The 22,725-nt window shown below is 45.8% G+C and carries 22 protein-coding genes; all 22 read left to right on the plus strand.

The genetic code is table 11. The features are described from left to right. The first annotated feature begins 49 nt into the window (after positions 1-49). Positions 50-484, plus strand: a complete 435-nt coding sequence (gene ndk / locus OQJ75_RS11070) for a nucleoside-diphosphate kinase (protein WP_016797173.1) — start codon at positions 50-52, stop codon at positions 482-484. 391 nt (positions 485-875) lie between these two features. Beyond that, a complete protein-coding gene (locus OQJ75_RS11075) occupies positions 876-2,018 on the plus strand; it encodes a bifunctional tRNA (adenosine(37)-C2)-methyltransferase TrmG/ribosomal RNA large subunit methyltransferase RlmN (RefSeq protein ID WP_009848292.1) in 1,143 nt (380 codons plus the stop codon). A gap of 440 nt (positions 2,019-2,458) precedes the next feature. Then, positions 2,459-3,385 carry a cytoskeleton protein RodZ gene (rodZ, locus tag OQJ75_RS11080; RefSeq protein WP_265970832.1) on the plus strand — a complete coding sequence of 309 codons (927 nt, stop codon included), beginning with the start codon at positions 2,459-2,461 and terminating at the stop codon, positions 3,383-3,385. A gap of 7 nt (positions 3,386-3,392) precedes the next feature. Further along, on the plus strand, positions 3,393-4,514 hold the full coding sequence (gene ispG, locus OQJ75_RS11085) for a flavodoxin-dependent (E)-4-hydroxy-3-methylbut-2-enyl-diphosphate synthase (RefSeq protein WP_265970833.1): 1,122 nt from the start codon (positions 3,393-3,395) through the stop codon (positions 4,512-4,514). A gap of 70 nt (positions 4,515-4,584) precedes the next feature. Continuing rightward, complete coding sequence (hisS, locus tag OQJ75_RS11090; RefSeq protein ID WP_004735105.1) at positions 4,585-5,853, plus strand: histidine--tRNA ligase; 1,269 nt, start codon at positions 4,585-4,587, stop codon at positions 5,851-5,853. A 79-nt stretch (positions 5,854-5,932) separates the two neighbouring features. Next, positions 5,933-6,547 carry a YfgM family protein gene (locus tag OQJ75_RS11095; protein WP_265970834.1) on the plus strand — a complete coding sequence of 205 codons (615 nt, stop codon included), beginning with the start codon at positions 5,933-5,935 and terminating at the stop codon, positions 6,545-6,547. A gap of 10 nt (positions 6,548-6,557) precedes the next feature. Then, positions 6,558-7,718, plus strand: a complete 1,161-nt coding sequence (gene bamB / locus OQJ75_RS11100) for an outer membrane protein assembly factor BamB (protein WP_048613470.1) — start codon at positions 6,558-6,560, stop codon at positions 7,716-7,718. A 158-nt stretch (positions 7,719-7,876) separates the two neighbouring features. Next, on the plus strand, positions 7,877-9,358 hold the full coding sequence (der, locus tag OQJ75_RS11105; RefSeq protein WP_017062511.1) for a ribosome biogenesis GTPase Der: 1,482 nt from the start codon (positions 7,877-7,879) through the stop codon (positions 9,356-9,358). A gap of 131 nt (positions 9,359-9,489) precedes the next feature. Then, the gene (locus OQJ75_RS11110; protein WP_265970837.1) at positions 9,490-10,392 is read left to right on the plus strand and encodes an alanyl-tRNA editing protein; all 903 of its coding nucleotides are present in this window, start codon (positions 9,490-9,492) and stop codon (positions 10,390-10,392) included. Between the two features lie 289 nt (positions 10,393-10,681). Beyond that, positions 10,682-11,683 carry a sensor domain-containing diguanylate cyclase gene (locus tag OQJ75_RS11115; RefSeq protein WP_265970839.1) on the plus strand — a complete coding sequence of 334 codons (1,002 nt, stop codon included), beginning with the start codon at positions 10,682-10,684 and terminating at the stop codon, positions 11,681-11,683. Between the two features lie 36 nt (positions 11,684-11,719). Next, a complete protein-coding gene (locus tag OQJ75_RS11120; RefSeq protein ID WP_248388148.1) occupies positions 11,720-11,947 on the plus strand; it encodes a zinc ribbon domain-containing protein in 228 nt (75 codons plus the stop codon). A gap of 295 nt (positions 11,948-12,242) precedes the next feature. Continuing rightward, positions 12,243-13,529, plus strand: coding sequence for an urea ABC transporter substrate-binding protein (gene urtA, locus OQJ75_RS11125; protein ID WP_265970840.1), 1,287 nt, complete (start codon positions 12,243-12,245; stop codon positions 13,527-13,529). Positions 13,530-13,689: 160 nt separating this feature from the next. Next, positions 13,690-15,318, plus strand: a complete 1,629-nt coding sequence (urtB, locus tag OQJ75_RS11130) for an urea ABC transporter permease subunit UrtB (protein WP_265970841.1) — start codon at positions 13,690-13,692, stop codon at positions 15,316-15,318. Positions 15,319-15,328: 10 nt separating this feature from the next. Beyond that, positions 15,329-16,501, plus strand: coding sequence for an urea ABC transporter permease subunit UrtC (gene urtC, locus OQJ75_RS11135; RefSeq protein ID WP_265970843.1), 1,173 nt, complete (start codon positions 15,329-15,331; stop codon positions 16,499-16,501). Beyond that, positions 16,498-17,340 carry an urea ABC transporter ATP-binding protein UrtD gene (gene urtD, locus OQJ75_RS11140; RefSeq protein ID WP_076650850.1) on the plus strand — a complete coding sequence of 281 codons (843 nt, stop codon included), beginning with the start codon at positions 16,498-16,500 and terminating at the stop codon, positions 17,338-17,340. The genes urtC and urtD overlap by 4 nt, the downstream gene beginning before the upstream one ends. Position 17,341: 1 nt before the next feature. Next, on the plus strand, positions 17,342-18,037 hold the full coding sequence (gene urtE, locus OQJ75_RS11145; protein WP_017629849.1) for an urea ABC transporter ATP-binding subunit UrtE: 696 nt from the start codon (positions 17,342-17,344) through the stop codon (positions 18,035-18,037). After that, a complete protein-coding gene (locus OQJ75_RS11150) occupies positions 18,034-18,981 on the plus strand; it encodes an urease accessory protein UreD (RefSeq protein WP_265970844.1) in 948 nt (315 codons plus the stop codon). Before urtE ends, OQJ75_RS11150 begins: the two co-directional genes overlap by 4 nt. Before the next feature lie 133 nt (positions 18,982-19,114). Further along, on the plus strand, positions 19,115-19,417 hold the full coding sequence (gene ureA / locus OQJ75_RS11155) for an urease subunit gamma (protein WP_004735119.1): 303 nt from the start codon (positions 19,115-19,117) through the stop codon (positions 19,415-19,417). Between the two features lie 11 nt (positions 19,418-19,428). Next, on the plus strand, positions 19,429-19,764 hold the full coding sequence (locus OQJ75_RS11160) for an urease subunit beta (protein WP_017069302.1): 336 nt from the start codon (positions 19,429-19,431) through the stop codon (positions 19,762-19,764). A gap of 40 nt (positions 19,765-19,804) precedes the next feature. Continuing rightward, positions 19,805-21,508, plus strand: a complete 1,704-nt coding sequence (ureC, locus tag OQJ75_RS11165; protein ID WP_055318868.1) for an urease subunit alpha — start codon at positions 19,805-19,807, stop codon at positions 21,506-21,508. A 63-nt stretch (positions 21,509-21,571) separates the two neighbouring features. Further along, entirely contained in the window at positions 21,572-22,024 is a 453-nt protein-coding gene (ureE, locus tag OQJ75_RS11170) for an urease accessory protein UreE (protein WP_048663725.1), read from the plus strand. Positions 22,025-22,097: 73 nt separating this feature from the next. After that, positions 22,098-22,694, plus strand: coding sequence for a HupE/UreJ family protein (locus OQJ75_RS11175; RefSeq protein WP_265970845.1), 597 nt, complete (start codon positions 22,098-22,100; stop codon positions 22,692-22,694). Positions 22,695-22,725 lie beyond the last annotated feature (31 nt).

Consider the following 22,725-nt stretch of genomic DNA (forward strand, 5'->3'; position numbering starts at 1 on the left):
TCAGTAATTTCAGTATTTAATAACAAAAAAATGAAGTGAAGGAATCCCTATGGCTCTAGAAAGAACGTTCTCAATTGTTAAGCCGGATGCAGTTAAGCGTAACCTTGTTGGTGAAATCTACCACCGTATCGAAAAAGCAGGCCTAGAAATTATTGCTGCTAAGATGGTTCGTCTTACTGAAGAGCAAGCGAGTGGCTTCTATGCTGAACACGAAGGTAAAGAGTTTTTCCCAGCTCTTAAAGAGTTTATGACTTCTGGACCTATCATGGTTCAAGTGCTTGAAGGCGAAAACGCGATCGCTCGTTACCGTGAACTAATGGGTAAAACTAACCCAGAAGAAGCGGCGTGCGGCACTATCCGTGCTGATTACGCAATCAGCATGCGTTACAACTCAGTACACGGCAGCGATAGCCCTGAGTCTGCAGCTCGCGAAATCGAATTCTTCTTCCCAGAATCTGAAATTTGCCCACGCCCAGCTCAATAATCAGTACAGCAAATAATTCTAAAGGCTTCACTTCGGTGAGGCTTTTTTCGTTTCTGATGGGTAGTGGGAAAAGATGTGTAGTGAAAAGCGAGATTCCAGATACCTCGCCCCTCGGTTCTGGAATGACGGGGAGCTTTGGAGAAAAAATATCGTAATAAATATTGCGAGCTGTCGGTGATTGTCTACGTCATTCCCGAAAGCGACGAAGGAGTGTAATCGGGAATCTTTTCTTTAAATGGGGTAATCTCAGGCTAATAAATATATTTGTGTAAATTTTAATCACTTAAGTTTGAACGTCTTAGTAAACACAAGGTTTTACAATGCTTGTTGAAGTTGCGTAAAGCCTGTACAATTCGCGCCCTTAATTATTGTTCCGTCATTGAGAGGCATCATGACCACAGCTAAAGTCAATCTACTCGATTTTGATCGTAAAGGTCTTCGTAAATTTTTCACAGAAGAACTGAATGAGAAAGCGTTTCGAGCAGAGCAAGTGATGAAGTGGATTTATCACTTCGGTGTCGATGACTTCGAACAAATGAACAACATCAACAAAAAATTACGTGAGAAACTGTTGCATCGCTGTGAGATTGTTGCACCTATTGTTTCTGAAGCTCAGCACTCTGCGGATGGCACCATTAAATGGGCGATGAGCGTTGGTGACCAAGACGTTGAAACGGTATACATCCCAGATGGTGACCGTGCGACGCTATGTGTATCTTCGCAAGTAGGTTGTGCGCTTGAATGTAAATTCTGCTCTACGGCTCAACAAGGCTTCAACCGTAACCTGAAAGTTTCAGAGATCGTTGGCCAAATCTGGCGTGCTGCACGTGAAATCGGTTTAGAGAAAGAAACGGGTCGTCGTCCAATTACTAACGTCGTAATGATGGGTATGGGTGAGCCTCTGTTGAACATGAAGAACCTAATTCCATCATTGGAGCTGATGCTTGATGATCTAGGTTTCTCACTGTCTAAGCGTCGTGTAACAGTATCAACTTCTGGTGTTGTTTCTGGTCTTGATCAGATGACAGACAACATTGATGTAGCTCTGGCAATTTCTCTACACGCACCAAACGATGCATTACGTAGCCAAATCATGCCAATCAATGACCGTTGGGATATCCAAGACTTCCTAGCATCGGTTCGTCGTTACATTGCTTCTTCAAATGCTAACCGCGGTAAAGTAACGGTTGAGTACGTTCTGTTGGATCATGTGAATGATGATATGGACCACGCTCGTGAACTTGCTGAGTTAATGAAAGATACGCCTTGTAAGATCAACTTGATTCCATTCAACCCTTATCCGGGTTCGCCTTACAAGAAGCCAAGCAACTCTCGTATTGATCGCTTCCAAAAAACGCTGATGGAATACAACTACACAGTAACGGTTCGTAAAACACGTGGTGATGATATTGATGCCGCATGTGGTCAGCTGGTTGGTGATGTTATTGATAGAACCAAGCGTACTAAAATGCTGAAAGCCGCCTCTGAAGCTAACTTAATCGCAGGTGATGTGATTCAAGTAAAAGCGGTTTAAATACCATTTAGAACTAAACAAGCCAGAAGGATTCCTTCTGGCTTGTTGCTTTTCTGGAAGGTGAATTTCCAAGAATTGGATTTTTTCCCCACGCTTTCTTACATTTTTCGTTAAATTTTGGACAAAACCATGAGCTGACGGTAAATTTTGTCGAAAGTGTTTTTGCCTTGTAATGGCATTAGCTTATGATTAAATAATCTTAAATTAATTTAAGTGCTCGCTTGTTACCCGATAATCGTCAATATGTCTATTTAGGTTGGCTACTTGATAAACTAGCTTCCTGAGAAAATCGCTCACCAACAGCGTGTGATTTTCTACTTTAAGGGTTGATGAACTGGGTTGCAGGAAAAATTCCACATAGTAGGTTGTAAGATTGAGCTTAAACGAAAATAAAAAATGCTCTCATCAACCTGCGATAATTATTTAGAAGTTCACTCTCTATGAACACAGAACACGAAACACAAACGAAAGAAACTGTCGCTCCAGCAATTGAAGCGGGAACGCTGCTCAAAAATAAACGAGAATCTCTGGGTTTAACACAAAAGCAGATCTCTGATCGTTTGAAGCTGCGCGTTACGTTGATCCAACAAATTGAAGAAAACCAATTTGAGTCCGATCAAGTCGCCACCTTTATGCGTGGTTACATTCGTTCATACGCGAAATACGTTAATCTTGATGAAAAAGTTGTGTTGAACGCGCTTCATCATTCTGGTGATGCTCAACATCAAGAACAAGAAATGCTGAGCTTTTCTCGTAAGACTAAAACCGAAAAGCACAATAGCCGTATTATGTTCCTAACTTGGAGCATCTTTGCGGTGATTGTAGGTATGTCGTCATTGTGGTGGTGGCAGAACCAACAGCAAGACACCTTGTCTCAATCTCTGGTGAATACCGAAAGCTCAGAAGAGCTAATGGTAGAAGAGTCGCTAGACCCTGAATTGACGTCATTAGAAGTGATTGAAGCTGAGCAAAATACTGCGGAGCATTCAGCGACTGAAAGTACGGATGAACTTGCAGTGGTTAGCGCGGCTGAGGCTTCAGAGAATATCGAGCAAGCAGAACAGACACAAGACGTTGCAGAGGTTACCCCTGTAGCTGCTGAAGCAGAGACAGTGACGCCTGAACCTGTAGCCAACGAGCTAGTGATGCAATTCTCTGCCGATTGCTGGATCCAAGTGAAAGATGCAACGGGTAAAACCTTGTCGACTGGCATCAAAAAAGCAGGTCAGTCGTTGAATCTATCAGGAACTGCGCCATATAAAGTGATTCTGGGTGCGCCAGAAGGCGTATCAATGACATTTGCAAGTGAACCTGTCGACCTTTCTGGGTATACTTCAGGCAAAGTAGCTAGAATAACCTTACCTTAGAGTTAATATGCAACACGAATCTCCTATTATTCGTCGCAAATCAACCCGTATTTATGTGGGTGATGTGCCGATCGGTGATGGTGCACCAATTGCTGTGCAATCCATGACCAACACAAGAACAACAGATGTAGCCGCGACCGTTGCTCAAATTAGAGCTTTGGAAAAAGTGGGGGCTGATATCGTTCGCGTATCTGTACCGACTATGGATGCTGCTGAAGCCTTTAAGCTAATCAAGCAGCAGGTCTCTGTTCCTTTGGTTGCTGATATTCACTTTGACTACCGTATCGCACTTAAAGTGGCTGAATACGGCGTTGACTGTCTGCGTATCAACCCAGGTAACATCGGTAACGAAAGCCGTATCCGCTCAGTTGTTGATTGTGCCCGTGATATGAATATTCCGATTCGTATTGGTGTTAACGGCGGCTCTCTTGAGAAAGAGATCCAAGAGAAATACACAGAACCTACAGCAGAAGCGCTGGTTGAATCAGCAATGCGTCACGTAGATATCCTAGACCGTCTGAATTTTGATCAATTCAAAGTCAGCGTTAAGGCGTCTGATGTATTTCTTGCTGTCGGCTCTTACCGTTTGCTGGCTAAGCAGATTGATCAGCCTCTGCACCTTGGCATTACCGAAGCGGGTGGTGCGCGTGCAGGCTCTGTGAAGTCAGCGGTAGGTTTAGGTATGCTTCTTTCTGAAGGTATCGGCGATACGCTGCGTATTTCGCTAGCGGCTGATCCTGTTGAAGAGATCAAAGTTGGCTTTGATATTATTAAATCTCTGCGTATTCGTTCGCGTGGCATCAACTTTATTGCGTGCCCGAGCTGTTCTCGTCAAGAATTCGATGTTATTAACACCGTTAATGCCCTTGAAGAACGCCTAGAAGACGTAATTACTCCAATGGATGTCTCAATTATCGGTTGTGTGGTTAACGGACCTGGTGAAGCTGAAGTGTCTCACTTAGGCTTAGCCGGTAGTGCACGTAAAAGTGCTTTCTATGAAGACGGTAAGCGTCAGAAAGAGCGCTTCGACAACGATGATCTTGTCGACAAACTTGAAGCTAAGATTCGTGCAAAAGCGTCAGTGCTTGATAAAGCAAATCGCATTGATGTAGAAAACTTAGAAGATTAATACAACGCGATGGGGTGTGATTGTCTATTCGCACTAACACCTGGTCGTGAGAAATTACGGAATAAATACTGTGGCTAAAAATATCCAAGCAATTCGAGGCATGAACGACTGCCTTCCAACTCAATCACCACTGTGGCAGAAAGTAGAAAGCGCAGTTAAAAGCGTGGTGAGTGCATACGGTTACAATGAAGTACGTATGCCTATCGTTGAAGAAACAAACCTATTTAGCCGTGCAGTTGGCGAAGAGACAGACGTTGTTTCTAAAGAGATGTACACCTTTGACGACCGCAATGGCGATAGCCTAACGCTGCGTCCTGAAGGTACAGCTGGTTGTGTACGTTCATGTATTCAAAACAGCCTTATCAACCGTGATGAACAGCGCCTATGGTACATGGGCCCGATGTTCCGTCACGAGCGTCCTCAAAAAGGTCGTTACCGTCAATTCCACCAATGTGGTGTTGAAGTGTTTGGCCTAGATGGTCCAGACGTTGACGCAGAACTTATCATGATGACAGCTCGCCTATGGCGTGAGCTAGGTATCGATAAGCACGTTCGCCTAGAGCTGAACTCAATCGGTTCTCAAGAAGATCGCGTAAGCTACCGCACTGCGTTAGTGGCTTTCCTTGAGCAACACATTGATGTGCTTGATGAAGACTGCAAACGTCGTATGCACACTAACCCTCTACGTGTACTTGATACTAAGAACCCTGATGTTCAAGCTATCTTAGGTGACGCACCTCGACTATCTGAATATCTAGGTGAAGAATCGAAGCAACATTTTGCTGGTTTGTGTGAACTTCTTGACGCAGTTGGTATCGAATACCAAGTTAATGAGCGTCTAGTGCGCGGCCTAGATTACTACAACCGTACCGTATTTGAGTGGATCACTGATAGTCTTGGTGCTCAAGGTACAGTATGTGGCGGCGGCCGTTACGATGGTCTTGTTGAGCAACTGGGCGGAAAAGCAACCAATGCTGTTGGTTTTGCTATGGGTCTAGAGCGTCTGGTTCTGATGATGGAAACGCTAGAGCTAACAGAAGTTCGTCGTAGCGTTGATGTATACGTAGTTGCTGCCGGCGAAGGAACTATGATCGCAGGCATGCAGTTAGCAAATCAATTACGCGACACCGTTGAAGGCGTGCGTGTAATGAACCACTTCGGTGGTGGTAACTTCAAGAAGCAATTCAAACGTGCTGACAAAGTTGGTGCCGTTGTGGCGCTGGTGCTTGGTGAGAACGAAGTTGCTGACAATACGGTTGTGCTAAAAGATCTGGTTGGCGGCGAGCAAGAAACCGTGTCTCAAACGGAAGTTGCAGAGAAAGTTGCTGCGCTAATCTAATTAGCCATTGAGCAAACGCTCATCATGAATACTAACGTCAGCACTATGCTGGCGTTTAAAGAATTAAAGAGGACAGGAAGTGGAACTTTACGATAGCGAAGAGCAACAAGTTGAAGCCATTAAAGATTGGTGGAAAGAGAACGGTAAGGCCGTAATCTTTGGTGCGGTTATTGGTTTAGGTGGTCTATTTGGCTGGCGTTATTACCAAGATTCAGTCGTTGAAGCGCGTGAAGCAGCTTCAGAAAGCTACACCTCTGTAATTTCAGCTCTTGATACTAAGGGCGTTGATGCTCAATCTGATATTCAAGCTTTCATCGACGCAAACCAAGACGCTGAGTACTCAGTACTTGCTGCTATGCAATTAGCAAAAGTACAAGTACAAGCGGGTGAGCTAGCAGCAGCACTTGAACAGCTAGAGTGGGCAAAATCGGCAACTAAGGACGCGGCACTTGCGCCACTACTTACTTACCGTGTTGCACGCATCAAAGCTGAGCAAGGTGAATTTGACGCAGCACTGACTGATCTTGCTGCTATGACAGATGAATCTTGGAAAGGCCGTGTTGCTGAACTGCGTGGTGATATTTCACTTCGTAAAGGCGACACTGACGCAGCATACAGTGCTTACACAGAAGCACAGCAAGCTGTTGACGCTAGCCAAACGCTTCAAATCAAACTTGACGACCTAGCTAAATAAGGCGCTTTGAATGAAGAAGATGTTTCCAAAAGCGGCGTTGTGTGCGATTGCTCTTGGCCTACTAGCTGGCTGTGCGGGTGAAGAAGACACCGTAATCATGGCTCCAGTACCAACGGTAAATAGTGAGTTCACTCCTAGTCAGGAGTGGTCTACGTCGGTTGGTGATGGTGTTGGTCACTACTTTTCAAAACTAACGCCAGAATTGGCTTACGACAAAGTGTTTGTTGCAAGCCGTGAAGGTATGGTTAAAGCGCTTGATCCTGATACAGGTAAAGAGCTGTGGAAAGTCGATCTTGAGAAAGACGTACTGGCTCGTTTATCGGGTGGCTTAACGGCGGCTTACGGCAAAGTATTTGTTGGTTCTGAAAATGGCGAAGTGATCGCACTGGAAGAATCGACCGGTGAAGAGCTGTGGCGTGTATCAGTGAATGGCGAGGTGCTTGCATCCCCAGCAACTGATAGCAACATGGTCATTGTTCATACCAGTCGCGGTATGTTGATCGCGTTAGATCAAGCAAGCGGAGAACAAAAATGGACCATCAGTACGGAAGTACCAAGCTTAACACTTCGTGGCGATAGCTCGCCTGTTGCGGTTTCTGGTGGTGTATTCTGGGGTACAGCAAATGGTCGTCTAGCTGCGGCTATCGTTGACCGTGGTCAGCTTATTTGGCAACAGCCAGTAGGCACACCAAAAGGTGCAACGGAAATTGATCGTTTGGTTGATGTTGATGCATCTCCAATTGTTCTTGGTGGCACCCTGTATACCGTAGGTATCAATGGTCAGCTGATTGCTATCGATCTTCGTTCTGGTAAGCCAATTTGGAAACGTAACTACTCATCAGCGATTGATTTAGCAAGTGATGGTAGCCGTTTGTTCGTTGTTACCGACAAAGACCATGTGGTTGCGGTTGATGCGCGTAGTGGTACTGAACTATGGAGCACTCCATTGTTAGAAAACCGCTTACTGACAGCACCTGCTATTATTAATGGTTATGTAGTCGTGGGTGATACAGAAGGTTATCTGCACTGGTTAGATCGTTCATCGGGTGAGTTTGTTGCTCAACAGCTTGTCGATGATAGCGGCTTTGCGGTTGCACCAATCGAACTGCCTGAAGGCTACTTAGTGACGACTCGCAATGGCGATGTAAAGAAACTGACGATTAGCCAATAAAAGCGTGATATAATTCACAGTCGGCTCCTGGTTGGTAACAGCCAGGAGCCGTTTTGTTGTTAAAAATTAATAAACCGTGTGGTTATAGGTAAGAGTTTAAACTTGCGAACAAGTGCTTACCTATAACTACATTTAGAGAAGAAATTGTAGAGGTTGTTATGGTACCTGTTGTTGCTCTAGTAGGGCGTCCGAACGTAGGTAAATCTACGTTATTTAACCGATTGACTCGAACTCGTGATGCATTGGTTGCGGATTTCCCTGGCTTAACGCGTGACCGTAAATACGGTCATGCTCATTTTAGCGAGCATGACTTTATTGTTATTGACACTGGCGGTATCGACGGTACTGAAGAAGGTGTTGAAACAAAAATGGCTGAACAGTCGCTAGCGGCGATTGATGAAGCTGATGTCGTTCTATTTATGGTAGATGGTCGTGCAGGTCTAACACCTTCAGATGTGGCGATTGCTAAGCACCTACGTCAACTAGAAAAGCCTTCAATGCTAGTAGTAAACAAGGTTGATGGTATCGACCCTGATGCTGCAAGTGCTGACTTCTGGCAACTAGGTGTAGAAGACATGTACCAAATCGCTGCGGCGCACGGTCGTGGTGTTACTGCACTTATTGACCTTGCTCTTAACCCATTCGCAGAAGCGCTAAAAGCTGAGAATGGCGAAGTAAGCGATTTAACTGAGTTTGAAGACGAAGAAGAAGAGCAGGTTGAATTTACAGAAGAAGAAGCCGAAGCAGAATTCAAGCGTCTTCAAGATCAACCGATCAAGCTAGCGATCATTGGTCGTCCTAACGTAGGTAAATCAACACTAACTAACCGTATTCTTGGTGAAGAGCGTGTGGTTGTTTACGATATGCCTGGTACAACTCGTGACTCTATTTACATCCCAATGCAGCGTGATGAGCGTGAATACGTTCTAATCGATACTGCGGGTGTTCGTCGTCGTAAGAACATCAACGAAACAGTAGAGAAGTTCTCAGTAGTTAAAACACTGAAAGCGATTGAAGATGCGAACGTTGTACTGTTGCTTATCGATGCTCGCGAAAACATCTCTGATCAAGATCTAAGCTTGTTAGGCTTTGCGTTGAACGCTGGTCGTTCAATTGTTATTGCAGTAAACAAGTGGGATGGCCTAGATAACGACGTTAAAGAACGTGTTAAGAAAGAGCTAGACCGTCGCTTAGGTTTCGTTGATTTCGCACGTATTCACTTTATTTCTGCACTTCACGGTACTGGTGTTGGTCACTTGTTTGAGTCTGTTCAAGAAGCTTACAAGTCAGCAACGACTCGTGTTGGTACTTCTGTGCTAACTCGTATCATGAAGATGGCGACTGATGATCACCAACCGCCTATGGTTCGTGGCCGTCGTGTGAAACTGAAGTACGCGCACGCTGGTGGCTACAACCCACCTATTATCGTTATCCACGGTAACCAAGTTCGTAACTTGCCAGATTCATACAAACGATTCTTGATGAACTACTACCGTCGTTCATTAGAAATTATGGGTACACCTATTCGCATTCAATTCCAGAACAGCGAGAACCCATTTGAAGCTAAGACAAACAAGCTGACAATCTCTCAAGAACGTAAACGTAAGCGCATGATGAGCATGGTTAAAGGTCGTAAGTAAACCTTTCCAATAGATTTGATACCCGAGCCTGTCTCGGGTATTTTTTTAAGCAAAATTCACGTTAAGCCATAACAATATATTTTTATCATCATGGTTTAACGAATCAGACTAGATTCCAAAAGAAGAACGATATGACTACGAGCGATTTGATTACACCTGCGTCAGAAATCACACCAACCATTACTCAATTTTGTCACCAGGCTTGGCAGCTCAATGCAAAAGCGCTGCACGTTGAAAGTAACGACAGCAAAACCTACCTGCTCACCGACGTGACGCCTTTTCACCCAGTGAGTCATATTTGGCCAGACCACCCAGCAGACCAAGGCTTTGTGAATGTTGGTGACGTGCAATATCCCGTTGAAGACTGTCTTGTTGGTGCAATAGAACAATCTACTGGCAAGCTTCATATCGCAGCAGATATCCCTGTTAAGCGTGATACGGAAGGGTGGGCGTTTGTGGTTGTCCACCAGCTACCCGCATCTGGTTCTATGATTAAGGTTGACCACGAAGTTGTGTTGTCGGTTGATAGAGAGTATCAAGCCAGTTTGAGCCGTGGTCACAGCGCTGGCCACATTGCTTTCCTAGCCTTGAATAAAGTATTGGCTGAAAGCTACTGGCGTAAAGATGCCGACAGAAAAGATCCACTTGGCAGCTACGATTTCAATAGTTATGCGCAGGTGACCAGCTTTGTGACTCCTGAACTGTGTACTGATAAGTATCGTTTAGGCAAAACTCTGAAGAAGCGCGGTTTGAACGTTGCAGATATGCTAGCAAACCTTGATGACATTGAAGCCGACATCAACCAGATGATTGCGGGCTGGCTTGCTGATCCGACACCAGTTGCGATGCGACTAGAAGGTGAAGCATTAACAGACTCTCGCTATTGGGAATGGCAGTTGGATGCCGACACTTTAGTGTCTATTCCGTGTGGTGGTACTCACATTGAGAACACCTCAGAGCTTAAGGCATTGTCCGTTAAGTTAACCCAGTTAGATGACCAGCATATTGAAATGCTGACGCATGTAATTCGATGATTTAGACTTCAGAACAAAATGACTTGTGCTGTTTATTTTGTCTTTGTATGTGATTTTTAATATAAATGACTATTTAAAATTGAAATGCAGCACATGTAACTTATGCTTTCGGTGTGTGGTGATATAAATATTCTTTTTGGGGTAGATCGCTGATCAAAATAGATAAAGCGAAAGATCAACCTATGATCTTCGATTGTGTGTCGTACTAATTTAGTGTGTTATTATTAACCAATAACAAGCTTGCATAAGTACAGGCTGTACCCGATTACACAATTGAAAGCCTTAGTGAATGGAACAACAATTTTTATTAGAAGGTCATCGAGCCGTCAATAGTTTGCTGCGAAAGCTTGCGCTTGGGATGGATCGCAAAGATTTAAATCACAAGATTATTCAGCTTACCGAGCAGCTTTTTGGGCAGCGCATGGCTTCAATTCTACTGCTCAACTCAGAGTCTAAAACTTTACACCTTGAATATGCCCCAAACCTGCCTGATTTTTACAATCAACAGATAGAAGGGGTAGAAATTGGTGCGGGGATAGGTTCATGTGGCGAGGCAGCTGCGCTTAAGAAAGCAGTGATGGTCTCCAACATAAATGCACACCCAAACTGGGCACCTTTTTTAGCCTTAACCAATCAAGCGAATCTGCATGCCTGTTGGTCGGTGCCCATTATCTCTTCGCATGGCCACGTGCTAGGTACATTTGCGATTTACAGCCGATGCATTTCAGAGCCTCATGAATTTGAACTCGAGATCTTGGAGCTGCTTGCTTCTTTGTATTCAGTAGCGCTCGAGAAATACGAGCTAGAGAATCAACTTAACTTTTTTGCCAGTCATGACTCCCTGACGCATTGCTTGAACCGCCGAGCATTGTTAAGTGAAGCTAAGAAGGTTTTAGTTAAACGATGTTTTGCGGACAAAGTGATGGCCTGTCTATTTGTTGATGTTGATAAATTCAAGTCAATCAACGATACGTATGGCCATAGCTTTGGCGATGATGTTCTGTTAGCCGTTGCAAAAGTTCTCGATGAAGCGACCACAGCATGTGCCAAGGTAGGTCGTTACGGCGGTGACGAGTTTGTGGTGTTTTCTTGCTTTGATACTGAAAAAAAAGTGTCAGACTTTTATCACAGCTTAGAAAAAGCGTTGGATAAAGCCCTCTATATTAATGGAGTTCAGTTTTCTGTGAGTGTAGGGCTTTCTTGCGAGAAAGATCCTCAAGGATTAGACCCGTTGATCGCACAAGCTGATAAGAACATGTACCAAATCAAGCAAGCTAAGTCTCAGCAGTAGTAGATTGTAAAAATAGTAGTAAATTAGGAAATGCTAATGAGTGAAAATATCTGCCCTAAGTGCCAATCTGAGCTAACTTGGGATGGCAAGTATCACTGTGAAAGTTGTCAGGCTCACTTTACTAAAATTGGGTTTTGTCCTGAGTGCAGCTGCCAATTAGAGAAGCTTCAAGCTTGTGGGGCTGCGAGCTATTTCTGTAATGGTGATTGCAACGAGCTTAAATCTAAGTCGAGAGTGAAATTCGAGTTTCAACAAGCCGAATAGTCTTATCCCTTAATGGTAAGACGACAATCTGAGATGTTTTTTGGAGGTCTAATATGAAGATATTGGGCCTTTTTTGTATTTAGCGAATATGCGTGTGTCATCTTGGTTCATTCTTATCGTCACTGCACCAGCATGAAACATAGTAACCTTGTCGCAATGCACTACATTGGTGTTAAATTAGTTAAAGTGCTATTAAATACAAGCACTTAAAACTTTGTTAGTTATGTTTTAAGTTTGGCACTCTTCTTGTAACTCTGTAATTGAATAACAAAAATACAATTATGGAGTAACAATCATGAACAAGGTGTTCAATTTATCGCTAGCTGCACTGTGTACAACACTTTCATTTTCTTCTGCAACAGTACTTGCCGCTGACGATACCATTAAAGTCGGCGTTCTACATTCATTGTCAGGCACTATGGCGATCAGTGAAACAACGCTAAAAGATACCGTTCTTATGCTCATCGACGAGCAAAACAAAAAGGGCGGCTTACTTGGTAAGAAGCTTGAGCCTGTAGTTGTTGACCCTGCGTCAAACTGGCCGCTGTTTGCTGAGAAAGCACGTGAGCTTATCGAGAAAGAGAAAGTGGATGTGGTATTTGGTGGTTGGACATCGGTATCACGTAAATCCATGCTGCCAGTTTTTGAAGAGCTAAACAGCATCCTTTTCTACCCAGTACAGTATGAAGGTGAAGAGTCTTCTAAAAACGTTTTCTATACGGGTGCTGCGCCAAACCAACAAGCGATTCCTGCTGTTGATTACTTGATGGAAGAGCTTGAAGTGGAACGTTGGGTACTAGCAGGCACCGATTACGTTTACCCACGCACGACCAACAAGATCCTTGAAGCCTACCTAAAAGATAAAGGTGTCGCAGAAGAAGACATCATGATCAACTACACGCCATTTGGCCACTCTGATTGGCAGTCTATTGTTTCAGACATCAAAAAGTTCGGTGAAGCAGGTAAGAAAACCGCAGTGGTTTCTACTGTGAACGGCGATGCGAACGTACCTTTCTACAAAGAGCTTGGCGCTCAAGGCATTTCATCTGAAGACATTCCAGTTATTGCATTTTCTGTTGGTGAAGAAGAACTGTCAGGTATGGACACAGAACCACTGGTTGGTCATCTAGCGGCTTGGAACTACTTCATGAGTGTTGATACCGAAGCCAATGAAGAGTTTGTTGAAACGTGGCAGTCGTTCATCAAGAGTGAAAAGCGTGTCACCAACGATCCAATGGAAGCGCACTATGTTGGCTTCAACATGTGGGCGCAAGCGGTAACCAACGCGGGCACAACTGATCCTGAATCTGTACAAGATGCCTTGATTGGCGTGTCTGTTCCTAACCTTTCTGGCGGCTACTCCACCATGCTGCCAAACCATCACATCACTAAACCTGTCCTGATCGGTGAAATCCAAGACGATGGTCAATTCGATATCGTTTGGGAAACCACAGGCCTTGTTGCGGGTGATGCTTGGTCTAGTTACTTACCTGAATCAGCGAAACTTTTCTCTAGCTGGTCTAAGCCATTCTCATGTGGTGCGTTTAACGTCGAAACCAAGAAGTGTTCTGGCGGTAACTAGAGCGTTAATTTAGGAACATTGAGCCTTCTTGTTTGGGAAGAACGCCTCTGTTTAAGAGGTGAAGCAAGCGGAAGGCTCATCGTTTCAACTAACAATAATTCTCCACATGTCCACTGAGCAAAAATAACAATATCTAGCTAGGTGGATTAAGGAAGCAGGGATGAAAAACGTATTGAACGTATTTAAGGCGCTATTGCTTATGGCAGTCAGTGCTCAGTTGGCTTTTGCGGGAATAACGGATGAAGCTAGCTTTACCAAGGCGCTAGTTGGTAAGAAAACATCGGATAAAGAATTAGCTATTGATTGGGTGATTGAGACGCAAACGGAAGATGTGTCGAAACCTATTCTGGATGGTTGGTTAAACGGAAACCTTTACTATTTTGGTGATAAACAGAGCGAGCAGTATAAACAGCTCTACTTCATTCAAAGCATCAAAACAGCGACGTCGGCTCAGTCAGTATGGGATGATTCAACGCTGAATATCGAGAATGCGAGACAGTTTAAAAAGGTTCGCGTGAATAACAAACTTCGCGGGATCTTGCGCGGGGAAATTGCTTCTATTGGACTCAACAGCGGTAATCCTGATGTGCGTTATAAAGCTGTTTTGGATCTGTTAGGGACTAAAGACGCTGACATCATCGAACGCATAGCTGAACTCAGAGCCAACGAATCAGAGGGCAAAGTGGCAGATCTGATGGACCTCTCATTGGCTATTTATAGCTCCCTTGATAAAAGCGCAACCATTGAAGATCGAGTCACGTCGATTGAGCGAGTCGGTGACTTCAAACATTCGGTCGTTCTGAAAACACTAAATCAACTACTGAACAGTGAGCAAGATCCAAGTATTGCCGCTGCAGCAGAACGTGCGATGGACGACTATCAACAAAGCCAAGCACTTTATTCTGGCGTAGAAACAGTATTCTTCGGTTTAAGCTTGGGTTCCGTGTTAGTGCTTGCTGGTATAGGCTTAGCGATCACCTTTGGTGTGATGGGCGTTATCAACATGGCTCATGGTGAGCTGATCATGATTGGCGCTTACACCACCTATGTACTTCAGTTGCTAATGCCGAACCACATTGGTTTAGCGTTGATTCTCTCTATTCCGGCAGCGTTTATTGTTTCTGGTCTGGTCGGTATTGCGATAGAGCGAAGCGTGATTCGTCACCTTTACGGTCGCCCACTGGAAACCTTGCTCGCGACCTTTGGTATCAGCTTGATCTTGCAACAAGCCGTTCGTTCTATTTTCTCTCCACTTAACCGCTCAGTGAGCACGCCTGAATGGATGTCTGGCGCACTTCAATTGAACCCAATGTTGTCTCTGACCTACAACCGCTTATACATCATCTTGTTCTGTGGTTTGGTGTTTATGGGCTTGTTAATGGTTCTGAAAAAGACACCGCTAGGTCTACAGGTTCGTGCCGTTTCTCAAAACCGTGGTATGGCGCGTGCGATGGGTATTCGATCTGAACGAGTTGATGCGATGACCTTTGGCTTAGGTTCTGGCGTGGCGGGTGTCGCAGGTGTAGCACTGTCTCAATTGACTAACGTTGGCCCGAATATGGGGCAAGCGTACATCATTGATTCTTTCATGGTGGTGGTGTTCGGCGGAGTCGGCAACTTGTGGGGAACATTAGTCGCAGGTCTGAGTCTTGGCTTGTTCAATAAGATTTTAGAGCCATGGGCTGGCGCAGTACTCGCTAAGATTCTAGTACTGGTTTTCATCATTCTATTTATTCAAAAACGCCCACGCGGATTGTTCCCGCAACGTGGTCGTGCGGCTGAAGGTTAAGGACAACATCATGCAGTCTAAATCATTTGTACTTTCGGCTATGCGTGGTGATAAAGGTGGCCAACTGACCATCCTTGCCATTCTTGCGGCCGTGATTCTTATTCCACTGGCTAACACCATGTTGCCAAGTGGGCACCCACTTCATGTTGAGACCTTCACCATCTCACTGATGGGCAAATACCTGAGCTACGCAATGTTGGCGCTGGCGCTGGATCTAGTGTGGGGCTACCTTGGAATACTGAGCCTAGGCCACGGCGCTTTCTTCGCGCTTGGCGGTTATGCGATGGGCATGTATCTGATGCGTCAGATTGGTGACCGTGGGGTTTATGGTGATCCAATCTTACCTGACTTTATGGTGTTCCTTGATTGGTCGGTGTTGCCGTGGTTTTGGCAGGGTTTTGATCAGTTCTGGTTTGCTTGCCTGATGGTGGTGTTGGTGCCGGGCGCATTGGCTTATTTGTTCGGTTATTTGGCTTTCCGTTCTCGCGTGTCTGGTGTTTATCTTTCGATCATGACTCAAGCGTTAACTTACGCCTTGATGCTGGCGTTCTTTCGTAACGAGATGGGCTTTGGTGGCAACAACGGACTGACAGATTTCAAAGATATCATCGGCCTGAGTTTACAGAGTGATGCGGTCAAGATTGGTTTGTTTGTCGCGACGGGCATCTCCCTCATTCTAAGTTACATCGCGTGTCGCATGGTAGTGACCAGTCGATTAGGGCGTGTGGCACTGGCGATTCGAGATACAGAGTCTCGCACTCGCTTTATGGGTTACGACGTCGATGGCATCAAGCTATGGGTCTTCGTTTTGTCTGCGGTTATCGCGGGTATTGCTGGTGCTTTATATGTTCCTCAAGTCGGCATCATCAACCCGGGAGAGTTTGCACCGCTTAACTCGATTGAGATTGTGGTTTGGGTTGCCTTGGGCGGTCGTGCCACTCTGTTTGGTGCCATCGTTGGTGCGCTGATCATCAACTACGCAAAGAGCTGGTTTACGGTTGAATTCCCTGAAGTGTGGTTATTTGCTCTCGGTGGTCTATTCGTTCTCTCGACCATGTACTTCCCACAAGGTGTGATTGGCTTTGTCAGTGAAAAGTGGCAACAGCTACGCAAGGCATCGAACTCAAAAGGCGAAGGACAAGATAAGGATGACCAACATAAAGGCAAGGAGGCAATCGCATGACCACATTTAACAGCGTAAAGGAGTCCGTTCAGGCGTTCACTCGTCGAGACGAAGTTTTTGATTACCTTAAACCCGATGTTCATCCTGCCATCGATACCCGCCACAACGTGTTGTTGTACGTGGAAGGCGTTAATAAAAGCTTCGATGGTTTCCAAGCGATAAATGACCTCAATCTCTATATCAAAGAGGGCGAACTGCGCTGCATCATCGGTCCTAATGGCGCAGGTAAAACCACCATGATGGACATCATCACAGGTAAAACTAAGCCGGACACTGGCGAGGTATGGTTGGGTTCGAACATCAATTTGTTGAAGATGAACGAAGCTGAAATTGCCAATGCAGGCGTTGGGCGAAAGTTCCAAAAGCCGACCGTGATTGAGTGTTTAACCGTGTGGCAGAACCTTGAGTTAGCCATGGCCGGTGACCGTTCAGTGTGGGCGACTTTCACTGCCGTGATGTCTGGTGAGCAGAAAGACAAACTGACCTCGGTGCTTGAGCTGATTCATCTCAAAGACGAAGCGGCCAACTTAGCGGGCAACCTGTCTCACGGACAAAAACAGTGGTTAGAGATCGGTATGTTGCTGATGCAAAACCCTAAGTTACTCTTAGTCGATGAACCCGTGGCAGGTATGACTCATCAAGAGATGGATCGAACTTCTGAACTACTCAACTCATTGGCGGGTAAGCACTCAGTGGTTGTGGTTGAACACGATATGGATTTCGTTCGTTCGATTGCTAGCCATGTCACCGTGCTTCATCAAGGTCACGTGTTGGCTGAAGGCACCATGGATCAAGTGCAGGCTCACCCGGAAGTTAAACAAGTTTATCTCGGAGAATAGGATGTTAGAGGTTAAATCAGTTAATCAATATTACGGTGAGAGCCACACCTTGTGGGATTTAGATATGCAGATCCCAGAGGGTAAATGCACGGTGTTAATGGGGCGCAATGGCGTCGGAAAAACCACCTTGCTGCAATGCATCATGGGGCTGGTTAAGGTTGAAAGCGGCGACATCTCTTTATCGGGCGAGTCGCTACTGAAAACCGATGCCGAGGATCGTTCTCGCCAAGGAATAGGATATGTACCGCAAGGTCGTCAGATATTCCCGATGCTCACTGTTCAAGAAAACCTAGAGGTCGGTTTACCGATTCGTGAAAAGGGTGATCGTAAGATCCCAGAGTTCATCTTCGATATTTTCCCTGTCTTGAAAGAGATGCTGCATCGCCGCGGTGGTGATTTATCAGGTGGTCAGCAGCAACAGCTTGCGATTGGTCGTGCGCTGGTGGTTAATCCCAAGCTATTGATCTTGGATGAGCCGACGGAAGGTATTCAACCCAATATTGTGCAAGAGATTGGCGACATCATTCGCATGCTCAACGAGAAAATGGGACTCACGGTTCTGTTGGTTGAGCAGAAGCTGCCATTTGCGAGAAAGGTCGGCGACCGTTTTTGTATTCTCGACCGTGGGCGTCAGGTGGCTGAAGGTGAAATGACAGGGCTTGATGAGTCCTTGATTAAGGAGTATCTAACCGTATGAATTCTCTCTTTTCTCCGAATGAAGTAAAGAAGGCTTCTTTAGTTGAAGCTTTATCTTTGAATGACACCATCGAACAAGATATTCGTGATGGTTGGCAAGCGAGCTTAAATCTCACCTTTGTCGACCGCGGTGATAAAACCGTATTAAAGAATCGTCAGCAGTCTGGTCCGCTTGCGGTGCAACGCCCCCTGTATCCTGATGGGGAAACGTGTCACACCTACTTACTCCATCCCCCCGGCGGAGTGGTGGGTGGTGACACTCTCAATATTGAGGCAACCGTAGAAAGCGGTGCTCATACGCTGATCACCACACCCGGTGCGACCAAGTTCTATCGTTCTAACAACAAGTACGCCAAGCAAAAGCAGACCCTTCGAGTGAAGAAAGGTGCGCGCTTGGAATGGATGCCGCAAGAGAACATCTTTTTCCCCAATGCACACGTTCGTCTAGACACTGAAATTCGCCTAGAAAAGGGTGCACAGTTTTGGGGGTGGGAGATGCACTGTTTTGGACGGCCTGCACAGAATGAGGGATTTGAGCGTGGTCACCTTGTTGGGAAAACGGAAATCTATCTTGATAATCAAAGGCTTCTGACTGAAGGTTTTAATTTTCATGGTGGCGATAAGTTAATGATAAATATGGGGTTACTTGATTTTTCAATGATGGGTACCTTTTATATCACCTCAAATGAGAAGCAAGATTTAGAGTTGGTACAGAGCTTGCTCTTATCTATTACACAGCAAGCTTCACAGCAATCAGTTACATCAAAAACATCGAGTGAACCCACATTAATATTGGGTGCGACGCAGATAGAAGGATTGATTGTGGTGCGAGCCTTGGGTTATTGGAGTGAAGACATCCTCCAGGCCTTTGGTCAGATATGGCAAGCAACTCGCTCTCATTTATGTGGTACGACTCCTGATTTACCAAGGATTTGGGCGACTTAGCGATTAGCCCTATTTGTACCGAGGGCGACTTCCGGCCCTCGGTACATTTTTTCAAGCTTGCTGTGATTGAATCCCACTTACTGCTCATGCGTTTCTGAGCAATAAGAAAACAACACTAACAGCGGGCGGCTAAATGGAATTAACACCAAGAGAAAAAGATAAGCTACTTATCTTCTGCGCAGGAATGCTGGCACAGCAGCGCAAACAAAAAGGCTTAAAACTCAACTACCCAGAATCTATTGCGCTGATCAGCAGTGCCATTCTTGAAGGTGCCCGTGAGGGTAAAACCGTTTCGGAATTGATGGATTTTGGACGAACACTGCTTACCGTCGATGACGTTATGGAGGGGATCCCTTCCATGATCCCAGATGTACAAGTCGAAGCTACTTTTCCTGATGGCACCAAGTTGGTGACCGTTCATGAACCTATCGTGTAGGGAGAAGAAATATGGCTGGTTCCACCAAACAATATTCAGGCTTAGTTCCCGGAAAAGTAGAAACCGCTCCCGGTGACATTACTCTAAATGAAGGTCGAGATACGACGTCTGTTAAGGTTCAAAACATTGGCGATCGTCCCGTGCAAATTGGCTCTCATTACCACTTCTATGAAGCAAACCCTTCACTGATCTTTGACCGAGAAGCCACTAAAGGCTTTCGACTTAATATCCCCGCAGGTACCGCTACCCGTTTTGAACCGGGTCAGTCTCGCAGCGTCGAGTTAGTGCGTTACGCCGGTAAGTTAGAGATCTACGGCTTCCAAGGGAAAGTGATGGGTAAGCTTTAAGCGCTCTCACGAAAATAATGAAAACAACAAAGGATTGATCATGGCGAAGATATCCAAACAGGCTTACGCCGAAATGTTTGGGCCAACAATCGGAGACCGAGTGCGTCTTGCTGACACCGATTTATGGCTAGAAGTTGAAAAGGATTACACCGTGTACGGCGACGAAGTGAAGTTCGGCGGCGGTAAAGTGATTCGTGATGGGCAAGGGCAAAGCCAACGTCCAAGTGCCGAAACGCCAGACTTGGTGATCACCAACGCGATTGTGTTGGACTACTGGGGCATCGTAAAAGCCGATGTCGCTATCAAAGACGGCCGAGTTCAAGCTTTAGGTAAAGCAGGCAACCCAGATGTTCAACCGGGCGTTGATATTGTTATTGGTCCGGGTACGGAAATTTTGGCCGGCGAAGGTTCTATCCTCACAGCGGGTGGCATCGACTCACATATTCACTTCATCTGTCCGCAACAGATTGAAGAAGCGTTGGCATCGGGTGTGACGACCATGATCGGTGGTGGCACGGGGCCAAACACAGGGACCAACGCAACCACATGTACACCGGGTCCGTGGAACATGCACCGAATGTTGGAATCACTCGATCAATTCCCAATGAACTTTGGTTTGTTAGGTAAGGGCAATGCCAGCCAACCGGAAGCACTGCGTGAACAAGTAGCAGCAGGTGCTGTTGGCTTGAAGTTGCACGAAGACTGGGGAACCACGCCCGCGTCAATTGATACTTGCTTGAGTGTTGCCGATGAAATGGACGTACAAGTTGCGATTCACACCGATACTTTGAACGAATCTGGCTTTGTTGAATCGACCCTTGGCGCCATCGGTGATCGCGTTATTCATACCTACCACACGGAAGGGGCGGGTGGTGGTCATGCTCCCGATATTATCCGTGCTGCAGGTGAGCCGAACGTTCTGCCTTCTTCTACCAACCCAACCCGACCTTACACCGTCAATACGGTCGATGAACACTTGGATATGTTGATGGTGTGTCACCACTTGTCACCATCGATTGCTGAAGATGTCGCGTTCGCTGAATCACGTATTCGCCGTGAAACCATTGCCGCAGAAGACATTCTTCATGACTTAGGTGCGTTCTCGATGATCGCTTCGGATTCTCAGGCAATGGGGCGAGTGGGCGAGGTGGTCACTCGAACATGGCAAACCGCACATAAGATGAAAGTGCAGCGTGGCAGCCTAAAAGAAGATTCCGACTACAGCGATAACTTCCGCCTAAGACGTTATGTCGCTAAGTACACCATTAACCCTGCGATCACTCACGGCATGGCACATGAGATCGGCTCTATCGAAGCTGGAAAGCTCGCAGACCTAGTGTTGTGGAAACCAGCCTTCTTTGGTGTGAAACCAAGTGTGATTTTGAAAGGCGGCATGATCGCGATGGCACCAATGGGTGACCCAAACGCTTCAATTCCAACACCTCAGCCAGTCCACTATCGCTCTATGTTTGGTAGCTATGGCAAGGCATGTCAGAACACATCAATGCTGTTTGTTTCCAAAGAAGCCAAGGCACAAAACATCGACAAGCAGTTGGGGTTACAGAGCCTGATTGGCGTAGTCAGTAACTGCCGAAACATCAGCAAGGCAGACATGAAGCTTAACGATTGGATGCCGAAGATCGAAGTCGACTCTCAGACTTATCAAGTGCGCGCTGATGGTGAACTGCTGACGTGTGAGCCTGCTGAAGAGTTACCAATGGCTCAAAGATATTTTCTATTTTAATAGCTCGGCTGAAGGCTCTTATTTTGAACGTTATAAATCTCACAAGGAGATTGAGGTAATAGCATGATTGAACTTACTCAACTGAATACTCAAATACAAAATGCGCCGGACGGCTATTTAAGCCTGCCGATCGATAGCCGCATCAAAAGCCGTCTTAAAGTGATACTCGATGATGGGCGCAATGCTGGATTGTTTCTACCACGCGGTCATATCTTGCGTGGCGGAGAGCAATTAACTAGTGAGTGTGGTTTAACTGTCGAAGTGAAAGCGGCGCCGGAAACCGTGTCGACCGTTTACTGTGAGGACTCGCATCTATTAACTCGTGTTGCTTACCACCTTGGCAACCGACATGTTCCGCTGCAAGTGGAAGCGGGTTGGGTGCGTTATCAACACGACCATGTTTTGGATGAAATGGTTGAAGGCTTGGGCGCGACAGTGACGACTGAAAAACAACCTTTTGAACCCGAAGGTGGCGCATATGGTGGCCGCTCAGGCGGTCATCATCACCATCATTAATCGAGTCATTGATGGCTCACTAAACGATTTATATAACAACGATATTAATAACTATAAACGCAAGGAACTCGCGATGAACTTTAAAACAGCTGCTGGCTTATGTACTTTCACACTGGCTTCTCTAACAACATCAACGATGGCTTTGGCTCACCCAGGACACGGTTCGCATTCGGTTCATGAGTCTCACTCATTTATGTCTGGCTTAACTCACCCTGTGACAGGTATGGATCACCTGATCATGCTGATCGCTTTTGGTCTGTTAATTGGCGCACTGTCGTTTTCAACCAAGATAAAAGCCGCTTTGATTGGTGGTGGATTGGCTTCACTAGCCGTTGGGCTTATCGCTGGCCAAGCCTTAGGCTTCTCTGTGATTGTTGAACCAGCAATCATCGCTTCTCTGTTCGTCGTCAGCCTATGTCTATGGCACGTATTCTCACCATCAACCAAGCGTGTAAACAGCGTATTAGTCGCTTCCATTGCGATGTTGTTTTTCCATGGTTACGCACACGGCGTTGAAGCTGCGAGCAACTTAACTCAATTCGCAACAGGCATGAGTATTACTGCTTTGGCATTAATGGTTATCGGTACGTTTGTTGGGCGCGCAGTTTACTCTAAGTGGCTTTCAGTTGGCGTGGCTTCAGCAAGCGCACTATTACTATTAGGCGCGTAAGCTCTCGAACTTTTCGATTTTAGAAGATAGA

The sequence above is a fragment of the Vibrio sp. 14G-20 genome, assembly GCF_026241515.1.
In the GTDB taxonomy this organism is placed as follows: Bacteria; Pseudomonadota; Gammaproteobacteria; order Enterobacterales; family Vibrionaceae; genus Vibrio.

Excerpts from the sequence above, each read along its gene's own strand:
- ndk (WP_016797173.1), top strand. The coding sequence starts at position 50 with ATGGCTCTAGAAAGAACGTTCTCAATTGTTAAGCCGGATGCAGTTAAG.
- OQJ75_RS11075 (WP_009848292.1), top strand. The coding sequence starts at position 876 with ATGACCACAGCTAAAGTCAATCTACTCGATTTTGATCGTAAAGGTCTT.
- rodZ (WP_265970832.1), top strand. The coding sequence starts at position 2,459 with ATGAACACAGAACACGAAACACAAACGAAAGAAACTGTCGCTCCAGCA.
- ispG (WP_265970833.1), top strand. The coding sequence starts at position 3,393 with ATGCAACACGAATCTCCTATTATTCGTCGCAAATCAACCCGTATTTAT.
- bamB (WP_048613470.1), top strand. The coding sequence starts at position 6,558 with ATGAAGAAGATGTTTCCAAAAGCGGCGTTGTGTGCGATTGCTCTTGGC.
- der (WP_017062511.1), top strand. The coding sequence starts at position 7,877 with ATGGTACCTGTTGTTGCTCTAGTAGGGCGTCCGAACGTAGGTAAATCT.
- OQJ75_RS11110 (WP_265970837.1), top strand. The coding sequence starts at position 9,490 with ATGACTACGAGCGATTTGATTACACCTGCGTCAGAAATCACACCAACC.
- OQJ75_RS11115 (WP_265970839.1), top strand. The coding sequence starts at position 10,682 with ATGGAACAACAATTTTTATTAGAAGGTCATCGAGCCGTCAATAGTTTG.
- OQJ75_RS11120 (WP_248388148.1), top strand. The coding sequence starts at position 11,720 with ATGAGTGAAAATATCTGCCCTAAGTGCCAATCTGAGCTAACTTGGGAT.
- urtA (WP_265970840.1), top strand. The coding sequence starts at position 12,243 with ATGAACAAGGTGTTCAATTTATCGCTAGCTGCACTGTGTACAACACTT.
- urtB (WP_265970841.1), top strand. The coding sequence starts at position 13,690 with ATGAAAAACGTATTGAACGTATTTAAGGCGCTATTGCTTATGGCAGTC.
- urtC (WP_265970843.1), top strand. The coding sequence starts at position 15,329 with ATGCAGTCTAAATCATTTGTACTTTCGGCTATGCGTGGTGATAAAGGT.
- urtD (WP_076650850.1), top strand. The coding sequence starts at position 16,498 with ATGACCACATTTAACAGCGTAAAGGAGTCCGTTCAGGCGTTCACTCGT.
- urtE (WP_017629849.1), top strand. The coding sequence starts at position 17,342 with ATGTTAGAGGTTAAATCAGTTAATCAATATTACGGTGAGAGCCACACC.
- OQJ75_RS11150 (WP_265970844.1), top strand. The coding sequence starts at position 18,034 with ATGAATTCTCTCTTTTCTCCGAATGAAGTAAAGAAGGCTTCTTTAGTT.
- ureA (WP_004735119.1), top strand. The coding sequence starts at position 19,115 with ATGGAATTAACACCAAGAGAAAAAGATAAGCTACTTATCTTCTGCGCA.
- OQJ75_RS11160 (WP_017069302.1), top strand. The coding sequence starts at position 19,429 with ATGGCTGGTTCCACCAAACAATATTCAGGCTTAGTTCCCGGAAAAGTA.
- ureC (WP_055318868.1), top strand. The coding sequence starts at position 19,805 with ATGGCGAAGATATCCAAACAGGCTTACGCCGAAATGTTTGGGCCAACA.
- ureE (WP_048663725.1), top strand. The coding sequence starts at position 21,572 with ATGATTGAACTTACTCAACTGAATACTCAAATACAAAATGCGCCGGAC.
- OQJ75_RS11175 (WP_265970845.1), top strand. The coding sequence starts at position 22,098 with ATGAACTTTAAAACAGCTGCTGGCTTATGTACTTTCACACTGGCTTCT.